This is a genomic window from Xenorhabdus lircayensis, assembly GCF_016306625.1.
Taxonomy (GTDB): domain Bacteria; phylum Pseudomonadota; class Gammaproteobacteria; order Enterobacterales; family Enterobacteriaceae; genus Xenorhabdus; species Xenorhabdus lircayensis.
This window is the reverse complement of record NZ_JACOII010000022.1, coordinates 106006-125100: the sequence shown is the minus strand read 5'-3', so window position 1 is coordinate 125100 and position 19095 is coordinate 106006. Positions and strand designations below refer to the sequence as shown.

The window sequence follows — 19095 nt, the reverse complement described above, 5'->3', positions numbered from 1 at the left end:
GAAAAATTATGTCATTGCAATCTCAAGACATTATTCGTCGCTCTGCCACCAACTCTCTGACTCCCGCACCTCGTGTGCGGGAGTACCAGCAAGAAGTGGCAAAACTGATCGACGTGACGACCTGTATCGGCTGTAAAGCGTGTCAGGTCGCGTGCTCCGAGTGGAACGATATTCGGGATGAAATCGGGCACAACGTCGGTGTTTATGATAATCCGGCCGATCTGACGGCGAAGTCATGGACAGTGATGCGATTTTCCGAAGTTGAGGAGAATGGCAAGCTGGAATGGCTGATCCGTAAAGATGGCTGTATGCACTGTGCCGATCCGGGCTGTTTGAAAGCCTGCCCAGCGGAAGGGGCGATTATTCAGTATGCCAACGGTATTGTCGATTTTCAGTCAGAGCACTGCATTGGCTGTGGCTATTGCATTGCAGGCTGTCCATTCGATGTGCCGCGCATCAACAAAGAAGATAATCGTGCTTACAAATGTACCCTGTGTGTTGACCGTGTCGGTGTAGGGCAGGAGCCAGCGTGTGTGAAAACCTGCCCAACTGGTGCGATTCATTTCGGCAGCAAGCAGGATATGAAAGCACTGGCGGCAGAGCGGGTTGAGGAACTTAACGGGCGTGGTTATGACAATGCTGGCCTGTACGATCCGGAAGGCGTGGGCGGAACGCATGTCATGTATGTGCTGCACCATGCCAACAAGCCCCAGCTTTATCACGGCCTGCCGGATAATCCGACTATCAGCCCGACTGTTACGTTTTGGAAAGGTATCTGGAAGCCATTGGCCGCAATAGGTTTTGCCGCGACCTTTGCAGCTTCTATTTTCCATTACGTGGGCATTGGCCCGAACCGAGTCTCCAAAGAAGAGGAAGAGAGCGCACTTGAGGATATTGATTCGAACAATTCAAATCATAAGGGGGCGAAAAAATGAAAAAGCGTAACGATGTCATTATTCGTCATTCTCCGCTTGAACGAATCAATCACTGGGCGGTTGTCATCTGCTTCCTGTTTACCGCCATCAGTGGGTTGGGATTTTTTTTCCCTTCCCTTAACTGGATGATGAATATTTTCGGTACACCGCAGTTGTCGCGGATACTGCATCCGTTTGCGGGTTCGGTGATGTTTTTCCTGTTTGTCTTTATGTTTTTCAGATATTTCAAACATAACATGATCGACAGGGATGATATCGAATGGGCGAAGAATGTTCACAAGGTGCTGCGTAATGAGGAAGCGGGGGATATCGGCCAGTACAATCTCGGTCAGAAAGGCATTTACTGGTCAGTGAGTGCCTGCCTGTTCCTGCTGTTGGTCAGTGGCATCATTATCTGGCGTCCTTACTTTGCGGAGTATTTCCCTATCCCATTGATCCGAATTGCCTTGCTGGTTCACTCACTGGCGGCGATTAGCCTGATCCTGACCATTATCGTCCATGCTTACGCGGCGTTTTGGGTGAAGGGATCTGCTCGGGCGATGGTAGAAGGTTGGGTTACACGCGGTTGGGCGAAAAAACATCACCCACGCTGGTATCGTGAAATCGTGAAACAAGAGCAGCAAAAAGAGAAAGAGTGAGTTTGGGGCAGGGTATTTGATATGCCCTGCTTTTTCTTTAGTCATTTCCTCTAATCGTAGTAACGCGAACTTCACCTCTCTGATTAATAAGAAAATTTCTCGGTTATGCTGGAAAACATGCAATGTTCTCGCCATATCTTTGCCTGATCCGTAGCACAAATAACCCTTCTCTGACTGGCTTTGAAAGCGGATATCGTAATTGTCAGCAATGAATTGAAACTGTACCGGGAGGCTAAGGAAACCGGAGGTTGTTGTTCTTCCTCCGGTTTTGTAAGGTGTTAGTGATTAAATAGTGCTTTGAGCCTATCATTAGCCTGTTGTTTATCAAAAGGCTCGAGCGGTTCACTCGGGGATAGCCCCGCCCACTCCAATTGCTCTGCTTCATCTTCCGTCAGCATTTTCTTTTTTCTCAACTTGAGTAAATGATTCCAGTTCCAAATGCCGCCAGAATCTTCAGCCGGGCATACGCCATTACCTGCGGTGACGTCAGGCTGAGTCATATCTTTTTCAAGGACCTTCTCTACTGTCACTAGATGGAACCAATCATCACCAAAGTCATACTGGTAGTTGAGTTCATTCCCGGTATCACGCAGAAATACACCGATACGCACTTGGTCATAATGTTCTTCTGGGATTTCTGCTCCCGCAATGTCAAAACTGAACAGGTGGGCATTTTCCCAGCCCATAGCATTTTGTATCACGTCATGAAATTCATTCAATGTCAGTTGGTTACTCACACGAATCCGACGCCACACGGCAGGACTCGCCTCTGGTAAGCTCACTTTGATAACCAATCCTTGCGGTGGTATCTCAGCCGTGAGGGAGTTCATAGCCACGGAGAAATATTGGAAACTGAGCTCCGCCAAGGTGTCAAATAAAGCAAATTTCTTGCGATTTAACGCGGGGTCGCTGAGTGTATGAGCCCAATCTAAATACTCATTTGTCAGATGTCGTGCTCGTGGTGGCAGTTTATATCGCTCGACTGCGGCTGAATAAGTCAGGCGTTCAGCAAACAGGTCGCGGTTTGCATAGTAATAGAGCTTCAATAAGTCTCTGGGCTTTTTCGCTTTCAATAAGCATTCTTCTGGTGCCAGCCAACTCATTATTAATGGTGAATAATTCATCGCGAGGCTGAGGCGATTCAGTTCTTGTCGTTGTAGATCTACCTGATAGCCGAGCTTTTGGTTCCAATGCTCAATTTCAAACGCTTCTGGTTGTGTCCATTCGAAAGGCAGTTGTGACAACCAATAAAGTGAATAGAGATCGAGTGGTGTGTTTTTATTTAGCTGAACCGAAAGTATCCACGGTAAGATTTGTTGCAGCCAGTCTGAAGAGACCGGCGTAAAGTCAACATCAGCGTCTAATTGCGCAATCAGCTCGGTGATTGATTGGTCAGGATCAAGATTCAGTAAAGTCTCCCGGATACCAGATTTAAAATCCAACATCATATTCAGCTGGGATTCCCGGCCATCCAGTGTGGCTTTTATCATCATACTGGCGCAATCATTGCCATCAACATGGGTGGCGTATAATTCATGTATTTCTGCTGTCGCCCGAGCCTTATTGTGTGCCATCGCGCGTTTTTTCCATCTCTTCATATAGGTCTTAACAGAGTGATGGCGGTTGAATCGGGCACACAGGTTTATAAGCTGTAGATGGGATAAATTTGCCCATGCTGAGGAAGGGCATTCATCTAACACTTGCGCACTGGCAAGTGCAATCGGCTCCTCAAAGTATTGGGTCAGCAGAAGCAGCGCATCGATACCCCATGAATAATGAGTCACTTCCGACAGTAAATGGGGTAACGCTTCATGAGGAGCAACGGAAAAACCGCTTTCAAAAAACTCAATGAATTCGATGCCGGACTGAAGCTCAAACTGATCAAGCAGTTGACTTAATTTGGGCTGTTTTTGGGGAAAGTTCGCTACATTCGTGTTATCAGCGTGTTTTGGGGTGTCCAGCAGATGGGAAATGTCAGCTTCGATGTGAAACTGATTTCTCTTCAATACGGATAAACATAATAATACTCCCTCACTATTGAGTTCTAAGTTTTCTCTGGCATAAACCAGAATCTGTTCAATAGTCTCTTCAAATTGTTGTTTGGTTTCTACAGGCCACTTGGTTACGGTCAACGCGAGTTCCGCGATGGCAATTTCAACCCAATTGTTAACGCTGTCCCCTATCTCTTCCATGGTCTCCTTAGGCAGAGTTAACACGAGGGTTATCATCAAAAAGGCGTTTTCTGGTTTGGCAAACCACTGTATTTGCTGCTGGGTTAAGCGTCGAGTCTTCTCAGGCTTATCGGCGTATTCTTCTATTGCAGCGAATAATTTTTCAGCTGTTAGTTTCATCATCAATCTCTTCAATTATCGATATTCTAACCAAGAAGAGTGCCCATAATTGTACTGCTAAATTCACCCTTCCTCTTTCATAAACACTAACAGCTTAACCTTAATTGTAAATGTGGTGTCAGTAAACAGGTATTGGAATTCACGGTAATGCCATTCCGCTGTTTGGCGAGGTAAGATGGCTGGATATTTACGTATCAACATAACAGAAAGGTTAAGGTAATGAGTATTCGCATTGTTCCTAAAGAGCAGCTAGGCAAAGAGCGCATGAATGACCGAGGGGCCGGTTTTATTCCCCCATTGCTGTTTGCCAACCTGAAAAACCTGTATCAACGTCGTACCGAACGCCTGAAAACGTTGGCAACAGAGAGCAATCCATTTTCAAATTATCTGAATTTTGCGGCTGAAATCGTACAGGCACAGCAAAAGGCACTGTATGACAATCCACTGAATGTGGAATTGGATGAGATCCTCTGTCATTCCCAACAAGAAAATCTCGCCCTGTTGGATTGTAAAACCTTACCCCGCACTCAGCACTGGCAAAATATCCTGCACTCCCTGATTGCGGAATTGCTGCCTATCGTGCCCGAACATGTGAAACCTGCCCTTGAAAATCTGGCAAAAAACTCAGAACAAGAGTTGGAAGAGATGGCGGGAGCGCTGCTCAATAGCGAATTCAGCAAAGTCAGTGCCGATCAGTCGGTGTTTGTCTGGGCCGCACTGTCTGTTTATTGGGCGCAGATGGCCAGTTTGATCCCCGGTAAGGCACGGGCGGAATATGGCGAACACCGCCAGTTTTGTCCAGTTTGCGGCAGTATTCCTGTTGCCAGTGTTGTGCAAATCGGTACCAGCCAAGGTTTGCGTTACTTGCATTGTAATCTGTGTGAAAGCGAGTGGCATGTTGTGCGGGTCAAATGCAGTAACTGTGAGCAGGCTCGCGACCTGAATTATTGGTCATTGGATAGCGAGCAAGCGGCAATCAAGGCGGAGAGTTGCGGTGATTGTGGCAGCTATCTGAAAATTCTTTATCAGGAAAAAGATCCGAATGTGGATGCGGTCGCGGATGATCTGGCGTCACTGATTCTGGATGCCAAAATGGAAGAAGAGGGTTTTGTCCGCAGCAGCCTGAATCCTTTTCTGTTTCCCAACGAATAAACGGTGGTGGGAGAAGCGATGACACAAGCAATAAACTCGCTGTACCGTCAGTTACCATCCATTGACAAAGTGCTTCGGGAGCCAGAAATTATCTCGCTGATTGAATTGCATGGGCAGGCGCGAGTGGTGGAAATGTTGCGGGAAATGCAGGAACAGGCACGGTTACATATTCGGGAACATCAAATTTTGCCGGAATGGCGTGATAACTGGGCAGCATCATTGCATCAAAGATTGGAACAAGATCAAACCTCAGCCTTGAAGCCCGTATTTAACCTGAGTGGAACGGTATTACACACCAATTTGGGGCGCGCATTGTTGGCGGAACCGGCGATTGATGCGGTGACACAGGCGATGCGTTCGCCGATTACGCTGGAATACTCCCTTGATGGTGCAGGTCGGGGGCATCGTGATCGCGCACTGGCTGATTTATTGTGTACGCTGACGGGCGCGGAAGATGCCTGCATCGTCAACAATAATGCCGCTGCGGTTTTGCTGGTGCTGGCAACGGTGGCACAGGGAAAAGAGGTGGTCGTTTCCCGTGGTGAGTTGGTGGAAATTGGCGGTGCGTTTCGTGTTCCTGATGTTATGGTGCAAGCAGGCTGTCGTTTGGTGGAAGTGGGGACGACTAACCGAACGCATCTGAAAGATTACCAGCAGGCAATCAATCCAGAAACTGGCTTGTTGATGAAGGTACACACCAGTAATTACAGCATCGAAGGCTTTACCGCTGACGTTCCGGGAAAAGAGTTGGCGCAGCTAGGTATGGCATCCCAAATCCCAACCGCCATCGATCTTGGCAGTGGTTCCATGATAGACATGACGCAATATGGCTTGCCAGCGGAACCGATGCCTCGGGATTATCTGAACCACGGTATTGATTTGGTGACCTTCTCCGGCGATAAATTACTGGGCGGCCCGCAAGCTGGGATTATTGTTGGTAAGAAGCAGTGGATTGATGCTATCCAGCGCCACCCCCTGAAACGCGCACTGCGGGCAGACAAAATGACGCTGGCTGCATTGGAAGCTACATTACGTCTCTATCAACATCCTGACCAGCTCCATCAAAAATTACCGACTTTGCGTCTGCTGACGCGTCCGCAAGATGAAATCCATGACATGGCGCAACAGTTACTTCCTCAAATTCGGGCATATTACAGCGAAAAATTCATTGTTCGTGACGAACCTTGCTATTCCCAGATTGGCAGCGGCTCCTTACCTATCGATCGTTTGCCCAGTTGGGCGCTGACTTTTACGGCCATTGATGGGCGTGGCAGCACATTGGAAAAACTGGCTCACCAATGGCGCAATTTGAACAAACCCGTGATTGGACGTCTGTATGATGGGCGGTTATGGCTGGATTTACGCTGCCTTGAGGATGGAAACGCATTATTGCCGGCATTGTTATATGAGTGCAAGCTGCATTAAAATTACAAATAGAAAATGAATTAAATCACATTTTTTATGTTGCACTTATTATGTAAATCCAAGAAAAATAGGCTTGATGACCATGATTTTTGCCACAGCGGGACATGTTGATCACGGTAAGACCACGTTAATTCAAGCAATCACAGGCGTTGATACGACCCATTTACCGGAAGAGAAAAAACGGGGCATGACCATCGACCTCGGTTATGCCTATTGGCCGCAATCGGATGGTTCCTCGGTGGGCTTTGTCGATGTGCCAGGACATGAGAAATTTCTGTCTAACATGTTGGCGGGGATGGGGGGGATTGATCACATCCTGCTGGCCGTGGCCTGCGATGATGGTGTGATGGCGCAGACGCGGGAACATCTGGCGATTTTACGTTTAATCGGGCGGCCTGATATCACTGTTGCGTTGACCAAAGCGGATGGAGTCGGACAAGCACGGATCGAGGAAGTCCGACATCAGGTGGCACAATTATTGTCATCACAAGGCTGGCAATCAGCATCTGTGTTTGTAACGGCAACAACAACGGGTGATGGCATTGCTTCACTTAGAGAGCATTTACTGTCTATCCATCAAACCCTTAATTCTCCTCAAAACCCGCAGCACGAAAAATTGAATCAGCGCTTTCGTTTGGCTATCGATCGCGTTTTTACCGTTAAAGGCGTGGGGTTGGTGGTCACGGGAACGGCGTTGGCGGGGAGCGTCAATGTTGGTGATACCTTGTGGCTGACGGGCAGTGATCAAACCGTTAGAGTTCGTGGTCTGCATGCCCAGAATCAACCTGCCGAGCGCGCTCAGGTAGGGCAGCGTATCGCATTGAATATCGTTGGTGATATCAGCAAAGAACACATTTCCCGTGGTGATTGGCTATTACCGCAAAAACCGTTGTCTCAAAAACCAGTGTTTCCGGCTGAAAAAGTGTTGGTGGAAATTGAAACCGATGCGCCGCTGCAAAATTGGCAATCTCTCCATATCCATCATGCCGCCAGCCATATCACCGGACGAATTGCATTACTGAATTCACTTGTAGATACACCAATATTGGCTGAGTTGGTGTTAGATCGCCCTTTGTGGCTGGTGGAAAATGATCGCCTGATACTGCGTGATATCAGTGCCAAGAGAACGCTGGCGGGGGCGCGGGTCATTAACTTAGTTTCCCCGCGCAGGGGAAAACGTCAGCCTGAATTTCTTGCTTGGTCATCCCAATTGGCGCGAGCAGCCAGTCATGCGGAAAATCTCACTTTGCATTTACCACGTGGGGCGTTGTCACTCAGCCAATTTGCATGGGCACGCCAGTTGACAGAAAGTCAACTCAACAGCCTGCTGACAGAGATGAAGGTCATTATTGCGGATGATTGGGTGCTGTCACAGGATAATTCGGTGTTGGCAGAACAAAAATTATTGCAGGTTTTGGCGGAATACCATGAAAAACATCCTGATCAATTAGGGGTGGGCAAAGCCCGCCTGAAACGAATGGCGCTGCCAACACTGGATGAAACGTTGGTTTATACTTTGACCAATCGCTTACTAGAACAGAAAACGCTGAAACAAACTCATGGCGGGTTGCATTTACCAGATCATGGATTGGCGTTTACCGCAGAACAGGCGGGCCTGTGGTTAAAAGCGGAACCATATTTCAACGCCGAAGTGTGGTGGGTACGCGATTTAGCAACTGAAATGGGGGAAGATGAAGAAATCGTACGTCGTCTTTTGCGAACAGCAGCACAGCTGGGGCTTATTATCGCCATTGTGCCTGATCGTTATTACCATCGTCAGCGCATTCAGCAATTTGCTGATTTGATCCGCAAATATTATCGGGATAACGGCGGAATAGCGGCGGTCAATTTTCGTGATGAATTAGGTATCGGTCGGAAATTAGCGATCCAAATTCTGGAATACTTTGATCGCACAGGATTTACCCGCAGGAAGGCGGATTTTCACGTTTTGCGGGATGAGGGTGTGTTTTAGCCACCGATTTTAGGATAATGGTAGTTGAACTCCTTTGAATCCACGCTGTCTTCATTGAGCGAATTTGCTGCATTTTATTTTACTGTATACTTGACAACCTATGCTATTTTCATCCTGCGGTGTCAAACTGAACTCATGTGTGGAATTCAATAAAGTATGAAGAAAAAGATAATCTCGAGGATTTATCTTGGATTGCTGTTGGTTGCTTCCTTGATATTGGTGTTTGAAAAGGGCGGTGATATTTATCCTGCACTGATTTCTGTCGGCGTATTTGGTGTCATCTTTGGTCTGGTGTTTTTAGTTTCAACACGCTGGCTATTTTCGGCGGTGTTGACCGGAACCTTATTTATCATCCTCAAATTCCTCAACCAGATAAAAGTCCATTACTACAAAGATCAACTGATGTTTTCTGATTTGAATGTCATGTTGGATCCCTCAAATCAGGAAACCCTGCTCCATTATTGGCTGGCCGGCATCGCGGTCGTGGCGATGATTATCTGGTTGATATTCAACATGATACTGAGTTGGAGGGCCGCATCCTCTGCACGTGGGATCAAGTGGCGACTTGCCTGTATTGTTTTGATGGCTGCCAGTGTTTGGGGTATTCATCTGACGGTCAAAGCCTACCACATTGAATGGCAGGATGAATTGCCGAAGGGGCGGGGGACGATGACCAATATGGTGATGTCAGGCGCGGGCGCGCAATATCAGCCCCCGAAATTTGGTTCATCTGCTGACTATTTCTTGCAACAGACGAAAAAAGTGACTTTGCCTGAACCGCAGCCAGACGTGAAACCCGATGTGGTTGTATTATTGCAAGAATCCACCGTCAATCCCCATATTTACTCATTACCCGCTAATGTTAAGTTGCCGGATCTTTATATGTTCCAGCGTGATGCCGATGTCATCGCCCAGAGCCCGCTCAGGGTACAAACTTTTGGTGGTGGAACATGGCTATCTGAATTCTCTGTTTTGACGGGATTGAATACGGATGATTTCGGCTCACGCAAAAATGCGGTGTTTTACTCTGTCGTTGATCATCTGCAAAACAGCCTGTTCCGTGCGATGAAAGACAATGGTTATTACACTGTAGTACTGACGCCATTTAATAAATCGGCCTATCATGCGGGGCATGCTTACAAGACATTAGGTGTTGACCGGATTATCCAGCCGCAGGATCTGGGCTATCCAGCCAGCATGAATGAAAATCTATGGACGATTTCGACACAGGATATGTTGTCTTACGTGAAAACCATTCTGGCTAAGGAAACAGACAAGCCGATTTTTGTTTTCTCCCTGACAATGTATGAACATGGCCCTTATGAAGAGAGCCACCATGACGACTATGGTTTGAGCGGTAAAGTTGACCATCCAACAGTGGTTGGTAAGTTCAGTCATTACATGGAAAAAATCACGGCTTCTGATCCTGCTATCAAGGATTTCAGTGAATTCGTTGCCAAGCGCGATAAACCTACCGTTTTTCTCCATTTTGGTGATCATCAACCGAGTATCCATTTTGAGCACTATAACTCTTCGCTACCTGATCCCGCTCATCTGACCCAATTTACCCTGCGAGATAACCTGAAACAGGGCGCTTCAATCACAACGGGCAAGTTGACAGATATCTCTTTCCTCGGCGGAATAGTTCTGGAACGTGCCCGTTTGATAGCCCCACCGTTTTATCAGGCCAACATGGCCATGCGTCATTTGTGTGATGGTGCCTTGAATGATTGTCAGGACAACGCACTGGTAGAGAGCTATAAGCACTATATTTACCAGCAATTGGATGCGGCAGGTAAGGAATAACTTTTTTACTGCGACTCTTCACTATCTCCCTTCTGTCAGCCAGCATCGCTGACAGAAGGGGGGGTTAGAGATATATCGCTACGATATGGTCGCTAGTCGTCAGATTTATTAATTATTTTTGTGATTTATAATTTATGTCGATATTTTGGGGAGAATTGAAATCCAGCCCATAAATATCACCACGACACAAAATTTCACTGAACTCAATGATATCGTTTTGGCTATTCAGGCTTATTTGGTGAATTTGCAGCAGTGGCGAGTTTTCAGCGATATTGAGCAATACGGCAAGTTCAGCATGGCAGGAAATGGCTTTGATTTTGTGATTCACGTTGGTGAGATGAATGTTTTTCTCCTCCCAATGAGCATACAGAGACCCTTCCAGCAATTCAGGATGAGGCAGATAGGTCTGGGGAATATAGGTATTCTCAAGGGAAACCGGAGTGCCGTTAGCAAGGCGAATACGGCGTAGTTCTGCGATGTACTCACCCGCGTTAATCGATAATTTTTTCGCTATTTCTTCCGGCGCAGGAATGATATTTCTCGATAACCAATAATTGGATACCGTTCCGCCCTCTTTAATGATCTGGGAGGTAAAACCAACAGCTTGATTGAGTGAAGAGCTATCCGGTTTGGCAACCTGAGTACCAATCCCTTGCTGGCGGATGATCACCCCTTTTTCTTCCAGAAGTTTCATTGCCTTACTGACTGTTACTCGAGATATATTGAGCCGTTCAGCTAATCGTCGTTCCGGCGGTAAAAATTCATCTACATTCAATAACTGCTTTTCAATCGCCATTTCAATGGTCTTTTGCAGTTGTATATAACGAGGGCTGTTGCTTTTCTTTTCAAGTTGTTCGCGTACCCAGTTAACAAAGTGATTCAGCATTTTTTTAACCCCAGTTATTTGATGGCATAAGTTTACAGTAGCCCGCACAGCAAGGTATAGAGTGTATTGGAATTAGATTGGCATCACAGAATGACAAAATTGGACTTTCATTGGCCTTAATGGCTAGTTAAAGTATAAGTCTTGCTTATATAAGAAATCGGGAGTTAGGAAAGTCCCTTTCTGGAGCTACCTGATCTATTTGCAGGAGATATATACCCAATATGTTTCGAGTTACATCCAATCAAGCTGTAGCTCGAAAGATGGCGGGTATAGAAACGTTATGTGTTCTTCAATCTTAGGGCCAATGTATAACATCGGCCCTAAAGTGGCGTGGTGGAACGTCCTGTCGCCATGCTGTGTTTGAAGAAAACAGAGGCTTAATTAGCTTTATCATGGGCTAATCAAGTCGGAACGTTGTGCTCTGGTCATGGCGTCATTTTTTATGGTACTCCGGTAATGTGTGTGAATCTTTGCGCCAACCTAGGGAAAGAGAACCATTGAGGCCATGATCAGAGCCCTTTTTCAGGACACTATCCGGTATCTTCATATTCCCTGCTGAGGTAATGATATAAGTTAGTGAAATCAACTCAGATAGGGTTTTTCAGTGATGGAAAACATAATGGGTACACAGCAAAATAGTCATCGGTTCTGGAAGGTAGAACACACAGGTATAGATATTGTTCCTTCTTCAGAACGCACAGGTACACCACTGGATTTGTTTTGGGTCTGGTCGGCCGCCAATATTGGTATTCTCGGCATTGTTTACGGTGCCATCATTGTTTCCTTTAAACTCTCTTTTCTGCAATCTGTGCTCGCGGCACTGATAGGTCTCTCCAGCTTTGCGCTAGTTGGCTATGTCAGTTTCAGTGGCAAATTAGGCAGAACCACAACTCTCACCCTTTCCCGCACTATTTTTGGTATCAAGGGAAATATTGCGCCGACGGTGATTTTCTGGTTCATCTCCATGGGATGGGAATCCATCAATATTGTCACCGGCACTTTGACACTTTCCGCGTTATTTCAGGCTTGCGGACTCAGTGAAAGCACCATTTTGACTGTGGTTAGCATGGTATTATTTGCGGGGCTGTCAATCGGTGTCACGTTACTGGGAAAAGAGATGGTCATCGCCATGCAGCGATGGGTTATCCGCATTTTTGGCGTCATGACACTGGTTGTAGTGTTCTATATTCTGCTCACGACAAAATGGAATGTGGTATTGGCCATGCCATCAGGCAGTTGGTTAACGGGGTTCCTGCCAGCCGTCTCGGTGGTTGCTGCTGGGAGTGGCATTGCGTGGGCGGCCACGAGCGCTGATTATAGCCGTTTTCAGAACGAAAATTCTTCTAAAGCAAAAATTTTCACGGCAGTCACTGCGGGCGGAATGATCCCTTTGGTATTGTTATTGTTTGCGGGGATCTTACTCTCCGCTCAATTACCTGACCTTTCCAAATCAGAGAACCCTATTGCCCATATTGGTTCTATCTTGCCGGACTGGATGGTGATCCCTTACTTGATGACGGCAATCGCAGGCATAGTCATAATGGCAGTCATGAGCCTCTATTCTGCCAGCTTGAACTTGTTGACATTGGGAGTAAAAGTTAAGCGAGTCCATGCTGTCACCATTGATTCCATTATTGTTCTGACTATCGCGGTCTACACCCTTTTTGTTACTGGTGACTTCATGGGGCCATTTGTCGCATTCCTGATATTTTGCGGCGTATTTTTGGCATCGTGGGAGGCGGTATTCTTACTTGATTATATCGTGATCCGCCGTAAGCAGGGTTATTGTACGGATAAGCTGTTTAATTATATTGGCCCAAATGGCGGCATTAAATGGGTTCCCATATTGTGTTGGCTACTGGGAGCATTGGCTGGTTTTCTGGTGACGCAAAATGATTTCATCAGTGGCCCGTGGGCAGTTGGGATTTTTGCGAATTCCAGTCTTGGGCTATTCCTGTCATTTTTCGTCAGTTTTATTTGTTATGGTCTGTATTTGATGCTGAGTAGGTGTAAAAGATGAAGGATACTTTACTCCCAGTAGTTGTTGTGGGATCGGCGACAGGAGATATTGTTCTCAGGTTGCCCGAATTACCTCATGATGGTGAATATTGGGAAGCTGAGGAAATTGATCGGCAAGTCGGTGGCTGTGCTTTCAATGTTGCGCGTGCACTGAGCCGTCTTCAAGCCCCGATTATCAATGGCATATTTGTTGGTAATGGTACTTGGGGAGAATGTGTTGCAACAGAAATGGAAAACCTAGGGTTAAGGGTGACATTGCGTCATCCGACAAAAGACAATAGCTGGTGTTTTGCCATGATGAAGCCTGATGGAAAACGCATTTATGTTTCCATCCCCGGTTGTGACGATGCTTGGAGTACGGATGTACTGGCAACTATCCCATGCCCAGAACAGGGATATCTCTATTCCAGCGGCTATGAATTGGCGAACTCAAAAGCTGGCGATTTGCGCGAATGGTTGCTGGCCTCCCCTACCGGGTTAACCTTGGTATTAGATTTTGGCCCTCGTCTGGTTGATATAGATCCTGAATTTATTCAAGCACTGCCTGCGGACAGAACGATACTCAGCTTAAACAAAGATGAGATAGCCTTACTGTGTGGTGTTGGCGATTCAATGACACAGGCAAGCCTCTATGCCAATGAGCATGGCTTCACGATTATTGCTCGTGTAGGCGCAGAGGGAGCATGGATATGTCAGCCAAATCAAAAGCCTGAATATGTACCTGCTTATAAGGTTAAGGTTGAGGATAGGATTGGCACCGGCGATGCACATTGTGGCGGAATGCTGGCGGGATTATCTCACGGTATGTCGTTACGGGATGCTGTCGATTTGGGTAATCGCGTTGCGGCCGTAGTTGTCAGTCGCCCTGGTGCCAACGGTGCGCCGACCAAGGATGAACTGGCAAATTTTATCTTTGACTAAATCATCTAAAAATTGACAAATAAAAAACCTACTCAACTGATATTGCGTAGGTTTTTTCGTGTGTCATGTCAATGGTGTGATTCGATAGGCACAGCGTCGGTGACCACTTAGTATATATTCGATTCTTTTCACATCAGCTTGCAGAGTTTCCTGAAATAGTTTCAGCTCTGTTCGACAAAACCCCTGACATATTTTAGCTGCGGCACAGATTGGACAATGGTTTTCAAAAAACAGAATAGCCCCGTTTTCCTCAACAGAATAGTGAGCCATATAACCTTCTCGGCAGCGAATGGCGACCAGTCGTTCAACTTTCTCCTGTAACCCTGCCGCGCCTTCCATCACCTTTTTATAGCTGGAAAAAGCCTCTTTTTCGCGGGTGTTGATAATCAAATCCATGGCTGTTTCGCCCAATTGACTGCGAATAATCGTGATCAACTGCGCTGTTAGCTCTGCATGGGTATCAGGAAATCGGGCATGGCCTTTCTCAGTGAGATGCCAAAGTTGAATAGGGCGACCAACTCCCTTTGCTTCTGATTTCGCCTCAACCAATCCATCTTTAGCCAGTTTCACAAATTGTTGACGGGCCGCTTCTCCAGTTGTTCCCAATAATCTGCCGGCATCAGTGGCTTGTAAGGCACCTTGAGTTTTTAGAAGCATTAGCAACTTCTCACTCACTGTTTGCCCCTCGATTAAGTTATTTCCCAAGTCAATGCTTGACATATTGTTGACCCCGACGCTAATTTATTCCAAGATTTATCTTGTTTAATTTAGCGTAAGATTTTTCACAACTCAACCTGTGTTCAGGACAACAATCATGATAATGACTGAGGAAGGCCGCTGGAGAGATCTGTTTTCCAGCAAAAATGCGCCGAGTGCGATAGCACTTTCATTGGGTGTGGGATTGATGGCAATCAATACCTTAATTGCGATTACGATTTTGCCTTCTGTCGTAAACGATATAGGGGGATTGAATCTCTATGCTTGGAATACGACATTGTTCGTCGTGGCATCGATTATTGGCTCCATCCTTTCTGCGAGATTACTGAGTGTGTCGGGTGCGAGAAATGCTTATTTGGCGGCGGCGTTAGTGTTTTTCACTGGTAGTCTATTTTGTACCCTTGCACCTACGATGGAAATGATGCTGATTGGAAGAACCATTCAGGGATTGGGTGGTGGATTGTTGTTTGCACTTTCCTACTCAATGATTAATTTGGTGTTTGAACAATCACTCTGGACCCGAGCCATGGCGCTGATTTCGGGTGTGTGGGGCGTGGCAACCTTAATCGGGCCAGCTATTGGCGGTATTTTTGCCGAAATGAACGCATGGCGTTATGCGTTTGGCATTATGCTGCCCACCATTTTGCTGTATGCCTTATTCACCTACCTGATTTTGCCCAAAAAGCAGGTACAGAATAAAACCAAAACGGCACTGCCGATAGTGCAATTGCTTCTGCTGTCGGCCGCGGTGCTAGCGGTTTCCTCGGGAAGCTTGTCACAAGATTTTCGGGGCAATATTATCGGCATTGTTGCGTCTGTGATATTGGTATCCTTATTGGTCATCTATGAACGCCGTACTTCGGCGAGATTATTGCCTGAAAATGCCCTGAGTTTGCGTTCCCCCCATCTGATTTTATTCACCACCATTTCGCTATTGGTGATTGGTTTGTCGGGTGACGTTTTTGTTCCCTATTTTCTGCAAGTTCTGCATGGGCAATCTCCTTTGGCTTCTGGTTATATAGTTGCTATTGCAGCGCTTGGTTGGACGATAGGAGAAATGCTCAGTGCCAGCTGGCAAGGTGCGAAAATGCGATTTGCGATTGTGGGCGGCCCTGTTTTCATGTTGATTGGCATGTTGTTGTTGCTTGTGATGTTGCCATCTCAATCGGTAGGAGAATGGCAGATAATGTTGCCGATCATTTTTGGATTGGGATTGTTTGGTTTTGGGGTAGGTTTTGGCTGGCCTCATCTTTTGACCCGCATTTTACAGGTTTCCAGTGATGCTGATAAAAACATCGCCGGTTCATCCATTACCACCGTTCAGCTATTTGCCACCGCATTTGGTTCTGCATTGGGTGGCATGATCGTCAATCTATTTGGATTTTATCAACCCGGTGGAGTAGCAGGAGCTTCTTCTTCTTCCCATTGGTTATTTTTACTCTTTGCCATTGCGCCAATATTGGCATTCTTGACTGCCTGTAAATCAGCAAAAATTAAAGTGGAAAAATAATTAATTTCTGCGTATTAGTTTTTATGGGAAACTAATACGAAATTGAAATTATTATTTGTATTATCATTTTTAATTGAAAGATGACGGGTATATAGGTTATTAAAGCAGATGGTTCTTCCAGATGGTATTCCAGTATGCACAAGAAGATACTGGTGCTGATGTGGCAACAAAAGAGGCGTTACGTTACCGAACTGCCCTTTATCAAGGTTTTAAGCAGTTGCAAAGTAAACCCTTGTGGACTTCTACTGCAATTGAAGTCTGTAGCACACTCAAAGGCCGTGATATGGAAATTCGTAAGATATCGGGCACGGTTATCGGTAATCAAACTACAGGTGAAATTATCTACACTCCTCCAGTTGGAGAAAGTGCGATTCGCAATTTACTCAGTAATTGGGAGCGGTTCATTCACGCAGAAGATGGGATTGACCCATTGATCAAAATGGCTGTCAGTCATTATCAATTTGAAGCTATCCATCCGTTTCATGATGGCAACGGCCGTACGGGAAGAATATTGAATGTACTATACTTGATTGAACAGCAATTACTGACTTTGCCGATCCTTTACCTCAGTCGGTATATCGTACAGCATAAAGCAGAATATTATCGATTGCTGAATCAAGTCACGCGGGAAGCCCAATGGCAAGAGTGGATCATCTTTATGCTTAAGGGCGTCGAGCAAACATCTTGCTGGACTCGCAACAAAATTGCTGCTATCCGAAAATTGATGGAAAATACTACCGATTATGTACGTAGGAAACTCCCAAAAGTTTACAGTTATGAATTGATACAGGTGATTTTTGAGCAACCATATTGCCGTATCAATAATTTGGTTGAACGTGATATTGCTAAACGTCAGACTGCTTCTGTGTATTTAAAACAGTTGACTGATATTGGTGTCTTGCAAGAACTGATGGCAGGTAAGGAAAAATTGTTTGTGCATCCAAAACTGATGCGATTAATGACTCAGGATGGTAATGATGTTGCAGATGATGTGTACCCAAAATGATTTTTTTATTGATCACCTAATGGTTGAAGTAAATGACCCTCCACAATCAGCAAATGACGTTATCGAGCAGCTTGGTTTACCATTAGCATGGTCGTTAATAGAAACTGATGCCTATACCAGTGTTGGCGTTAATTTAGGTGATTTGAATATTGAGTTTATCAATTTTAATATCCGATTTGGCACGAAGGGTAAAAAATTCAATGGATTTAGTGGGATTGCCTTCAATACTGAGCATTCTGTTAGTGAGTCTATTAATGTATTAAATGCAATGAATCTGCACTATCGAATTGGCGAAGAAGCACAAGCCCACACAACAATAACGGTTGAAGAAGAAAATATTTTTCCAACCCTATTTTTTGTCAAATATCACTTTGATACAAGCGGTTGGAGCAAAAGGCTAAAAAATGAATTCGCAGACTGTTCAGGTGGCAAATACCAGATTGGTCGTTTAAAGTCGCTCTCAATTGCTCAAAAAATCTCAAAAGAAATTGCAAATAAATTTCAGATTGATTGTAATGAAAAAAATCGGATAGAGTTTGAATCACGAACTAATGAAAGTATTGTTGTTGATGGATTGATTGAAGGTCTCGAAATAGCCATAATCTGATCTCAGATGAGATAGCGTATTCCATAATCCTTCATCAACAGGCTCTAGTCCTGTAGCACGAAACCCAAATTTATGGTGATCTAACCATGAGCGAATATCAGTATTATCATTTCGAACGGCATGATGGAGTGCTGTCTGCAAAGCAAAAAGCCGAATTGAGAACCATCTTAGAGGTTGTGATATAAAAAAAGCCCGAAAAAAACACAGGCTTTATGGATTTTTTGACTTTATGATTCTTTGTGAAGCTGAATTTATTCATTGAGTAGGCGGCATGAAGCCTTGTCATTACTGGATTGTTGTTATTCAATATTTTCTAGGGGTACATCCTTGGGTACACGGCAAAACGAGGTCAATACGCTAAATGTACTGAGCTAATGACTGACGACGAATTTCGTCGGAACCTATTGAGTGATTGAGGAGACAGCTAACTGATAGCCCTGCCAGTAAGAAGTCTTCCCCGTCACGGTTATCACCTGACCTCTCCGCAATAACATCACCGACAGCGCCACCTCATCAAAGCCCACGACACGCAGCGGGTAATCACTGCGCTTCTCACTCTGTACCTGCATCGTAGCGACTGCCATGACTTTCCCTGTCTGACACTTTACGCGTTTGGGTGCCACGGTGACCTTGCCTGTGACTGTAGCTATAGGGGCGGCTAAAGCGGTCGCAATACCCAGCATCATAAACGGGTTCTTATTCGCCAGTGCCGCCACATTCTCACGCCAGCTTTCCGGCGTTCCTGAAACGGTATAGGCATTCGCTGACGCACTTCCGCCGACAAATAATACAGGTTGCTCAGGTTTACCGATAATGGAGCCATCCGGCATGATGTACGCCCCTTTACCCACCATAAAATATCACTTAATAGCCATGCACAGGAATTACGCCCAAAATGGCAGCGTGGAGGAAATAAACCTAATCCCTCTAATTTATGGCAATGGCTGCGAGAAATACCGGACATTCGTTCTCGTTCCCGTTCTCTTATTCGTCTTTCAATTTCGCCATAGGCAGAAAGAATATATTTCCGCTGTTCATCGGTCGGTAATATAAATTTTTTCATTGAACTACCTTGCGTCCTAGCAGCTTTTTGCTTTCTACCCACGCACGGATCTCGGCTGCGTCAAAGACAGAAAAACCCTCTTCAAGC

Annotated in this window: 14 protein-coding genes and 2 pseudogenes; 11 read left to right on the top strand and 5 right to left on the bottom strand. The window is 45.7% G+C overall.

Annotation, left to right across the window (positions count from 1 at the left end):
• Nucleotides 1–8: 8 nt before the first annotated feature.
• On the top strand, nucleotides 9–935 hold the full coding sequence (fdxH, locus tag H8A87_RS04925; RefSeq protein WP_198688878.1) for a formate dehydrogenase subunit beta: 927 nt from the start codon (nucleotides 9–11) through the stop codon (nucleotides 933–935).
• The gene (gene fdoI / locus H8A87_RS04920) at nucleotides 932–1573 is read left to right on the top strand and encodes a formate dehydrogenase cytochrome b556 subunit (protein WP_198688877.1); all 642 of its coding nucleotides are present in this window, start codon (nucleotides 932–934) and stop codon (nucleotides 1571–1573) included. The genes fdxH and fdoI overlap by 4 nt, the downstream gene beginning before the upstream one ends.
• Nucleotides 1574–1851: 278 nt before the next feature.
• Here fdoI and H8A87_RS04915 read toward each other — a convergent pair whose 3' ends face one another.
• On the bottom strand, nucleotides 1852–3927 hold the full coding sequence (locus tag H8A87_RS04915; protein WP_232370079.1) for a plasmid pRiA4b ORF-3 family protein: 2076 nt from the start codon (nucleotides 3925–3927) through the stop codon (nucleotides 1852–1854).
• Between the two features lie 216 nt (nucleotides 3928–4143).
• On the opposite strand from H8A87_RS04915, the gene fdhE reads away from it, so the two are divergent.
• From fdhE to H8A87_RS04895, 4 genes are all read left to right on the top strand, one after another.
• On the top strand, nucleotides 4144–5076 hold the full coding sequence (fdhE, locus tag H8A87_RS04910) for a formate dehydrogenase accessory protein FdhE (protein WP_198688876.1): 933 nt from the start codon (nucleotides 4144–4146) through the stop codon (nucleotides 5074–5076).
• Nucleotides 5077–5094: 18 nt separating this feature from the next.
• Nucleotides 5095–6501 carry an L-seryl-tRNA(Sec) selenium transferase gene (gene selA / locus H8A87_RS04905; RefSeq protein WP_198688875.1) on the top strand — a complete coding sequence of 469 codons (1407 nt, stop codon included), beginning with the start codon at nucleotides 5095–5097 and terminating at the stop codon, nucleotides 6499–6501.
• A gap of 82 nt (nucleotides 6502–6583) precedes the next feature.
• Nucleotides 6584–8473 carry a selenocysteine-specific translation elongation factor gene (gene selB / locus H8A87_RS04900; protein ID WP_198688950.1) on the top strand — a complete coding sequence of 630 codons (1890 nt, stop codon included), beginning with the start codon at nucleotides 6584–6586 and terminating at the stop codon, nucleotides 8471–8473.
• 156 nt (nucleotides 8474–8629) lie between these two features.
• Nucleotides 8630–10279, top strand: a complete 1650-nt coding sequence (locus H8A87_RS04895) for an LTA synthase family protein (protein ID WP_198688874.1) — start codon at nucleotides 8630–8632, stop codon at nucleotides 10277–10279.
• A 112-nt stretch (nucleotides 10280–10391) separates the two neighbouring features.
• Here H8A87_RS04895 and H8A87_RS04890 read toward each other — a convergent pair whose 3' ends face one another.
• Nucleotides 10392–11165: a GntR family transcriptional regulator gene (locus tag H8A87_RS04890; RefSeq protein WP_198688873.1), complete on the bottom strand. Its 774-nt coding sequence runs from the start codon at nucleotides 11163–11165 to the stop codon at nucleotides 10392–10394.
• Nucleotides 11166–11784: 619 nt separating this feature from the next.
• Here H8A87_RS04890 and H8A87_RS04885 point away from each other — a divergent pair.
• A complete protein-coding gene (locus tag H8A87_RS04885) occupies nucleotides 11785–13185 on the top strand; it encodes a purine-cytosine permease family protein (protein ID WP_198688872.1) in 1401 nt (466 codons plus the stop codon).
• A complete protein-coding gene (locus H8A87_RS04880; RefSeq protein WP_198688871.1) occupies nucleotides 13182–14105 on the top strand; it encodes a PfkB family carbohydrate kinase in 924 nt (307 codons plus the stop codon). The genes H8A87_RS04885 and H8A87_RS04880 overlap by 4 nt, the downstream gene beginning before the upstream one ends.
• Before the next feature lie 63 nt (nucleotides 14106–14168).
• Here H8A87_RS04880 and H8A87_RS04875 read toward each other — a convergent pair whose 3' ends face one another.
• Nucleotides 14169–14825: a helix-turn-helix transcriptional regulator gene (locus H8A87_RS04875; protein WP_198688870.1), complete on the bottom strand. Its 657-nt coding sequence runs from the start codon at nucleotides 14823–14825 to the stop codon at nucleotides 14169–14171.
• A gap of 94 nt (nucleotides 14826–14919) precedes the next feature.
• On the opposite strand from H8A87_RS04875, the gene H8A87_RS04870 reads away from it, so the two are divergent.
• From H8A87_RS04870 to H8A87_RS04860, 3 genes are all read left to right on the top strand, one after another.
• Complete coding sequence (locus tag H8A87_RS04870; RefSeq protein WP_198688869.1) at nucleotides 14920–16332, top strand: MFS transporter; 1413 nt, start codon at nucleotides 14920–14922, stop codon at nucleotides 16330–16332.
• A gap of 121 nt (nucleotides 16333–16453) precedes the next feature.
• Nucleotides 16454–17338, top strand: a complete 885-nt coding sequence (locus H8A87_RS04865) for a Fic family protein (RefSeq protein ID WP_198688868.1) — start codon at nucleotides 16454–16456, stop codon at nucleotides 17336–17338.
• Nucleotides 17307–17945 carry a hypothetical protein gene (locus H8A87_RS04860; RefSeq protein ID WP_198688867.1) on the top strand — a complete coding sequence of 213 codons (639 nt, stop codon included), beginning with the start codon at nucleotides 17307–17309 and terminating at the stop codon, nucleotides 17943–17945. The genes H8A87_RS04865 and H8A87_RS04860 overlap by 32 nt, the downstream gene beginning before the upstream one ends.
• A 632-nt stretch (nucleotides 17946–18577) precedes the next feature.
• On the opposite strand, the pseudogene H8A87_RS19765 reads toward H8A87_RS04860, so the two are convergent.
• Together H8A87_RS19765 and H8A87_RS04850 are read right to left on the bottom strand one after the other, a co-directional pair.
• Nucleotides 18578–18787 (bottom strand): annotated as a pseudogene (locus H8A87_RS19765) (DUF927 domain-containing protein); the annotation flags it as partial.
• Nucleotides 18787–19008, bottom strand: a pseudogene (locus H8A87_RS04850) (AlpA family phage regulatory protein); the annotation flags it as partial. The pseudogenes H8A87_RS19765 and H8A87_RS04850, both read right to left, overlap by 1 nt.
• Nucleotides 19009–19095 lie beyond the last annotated feature (87 nt).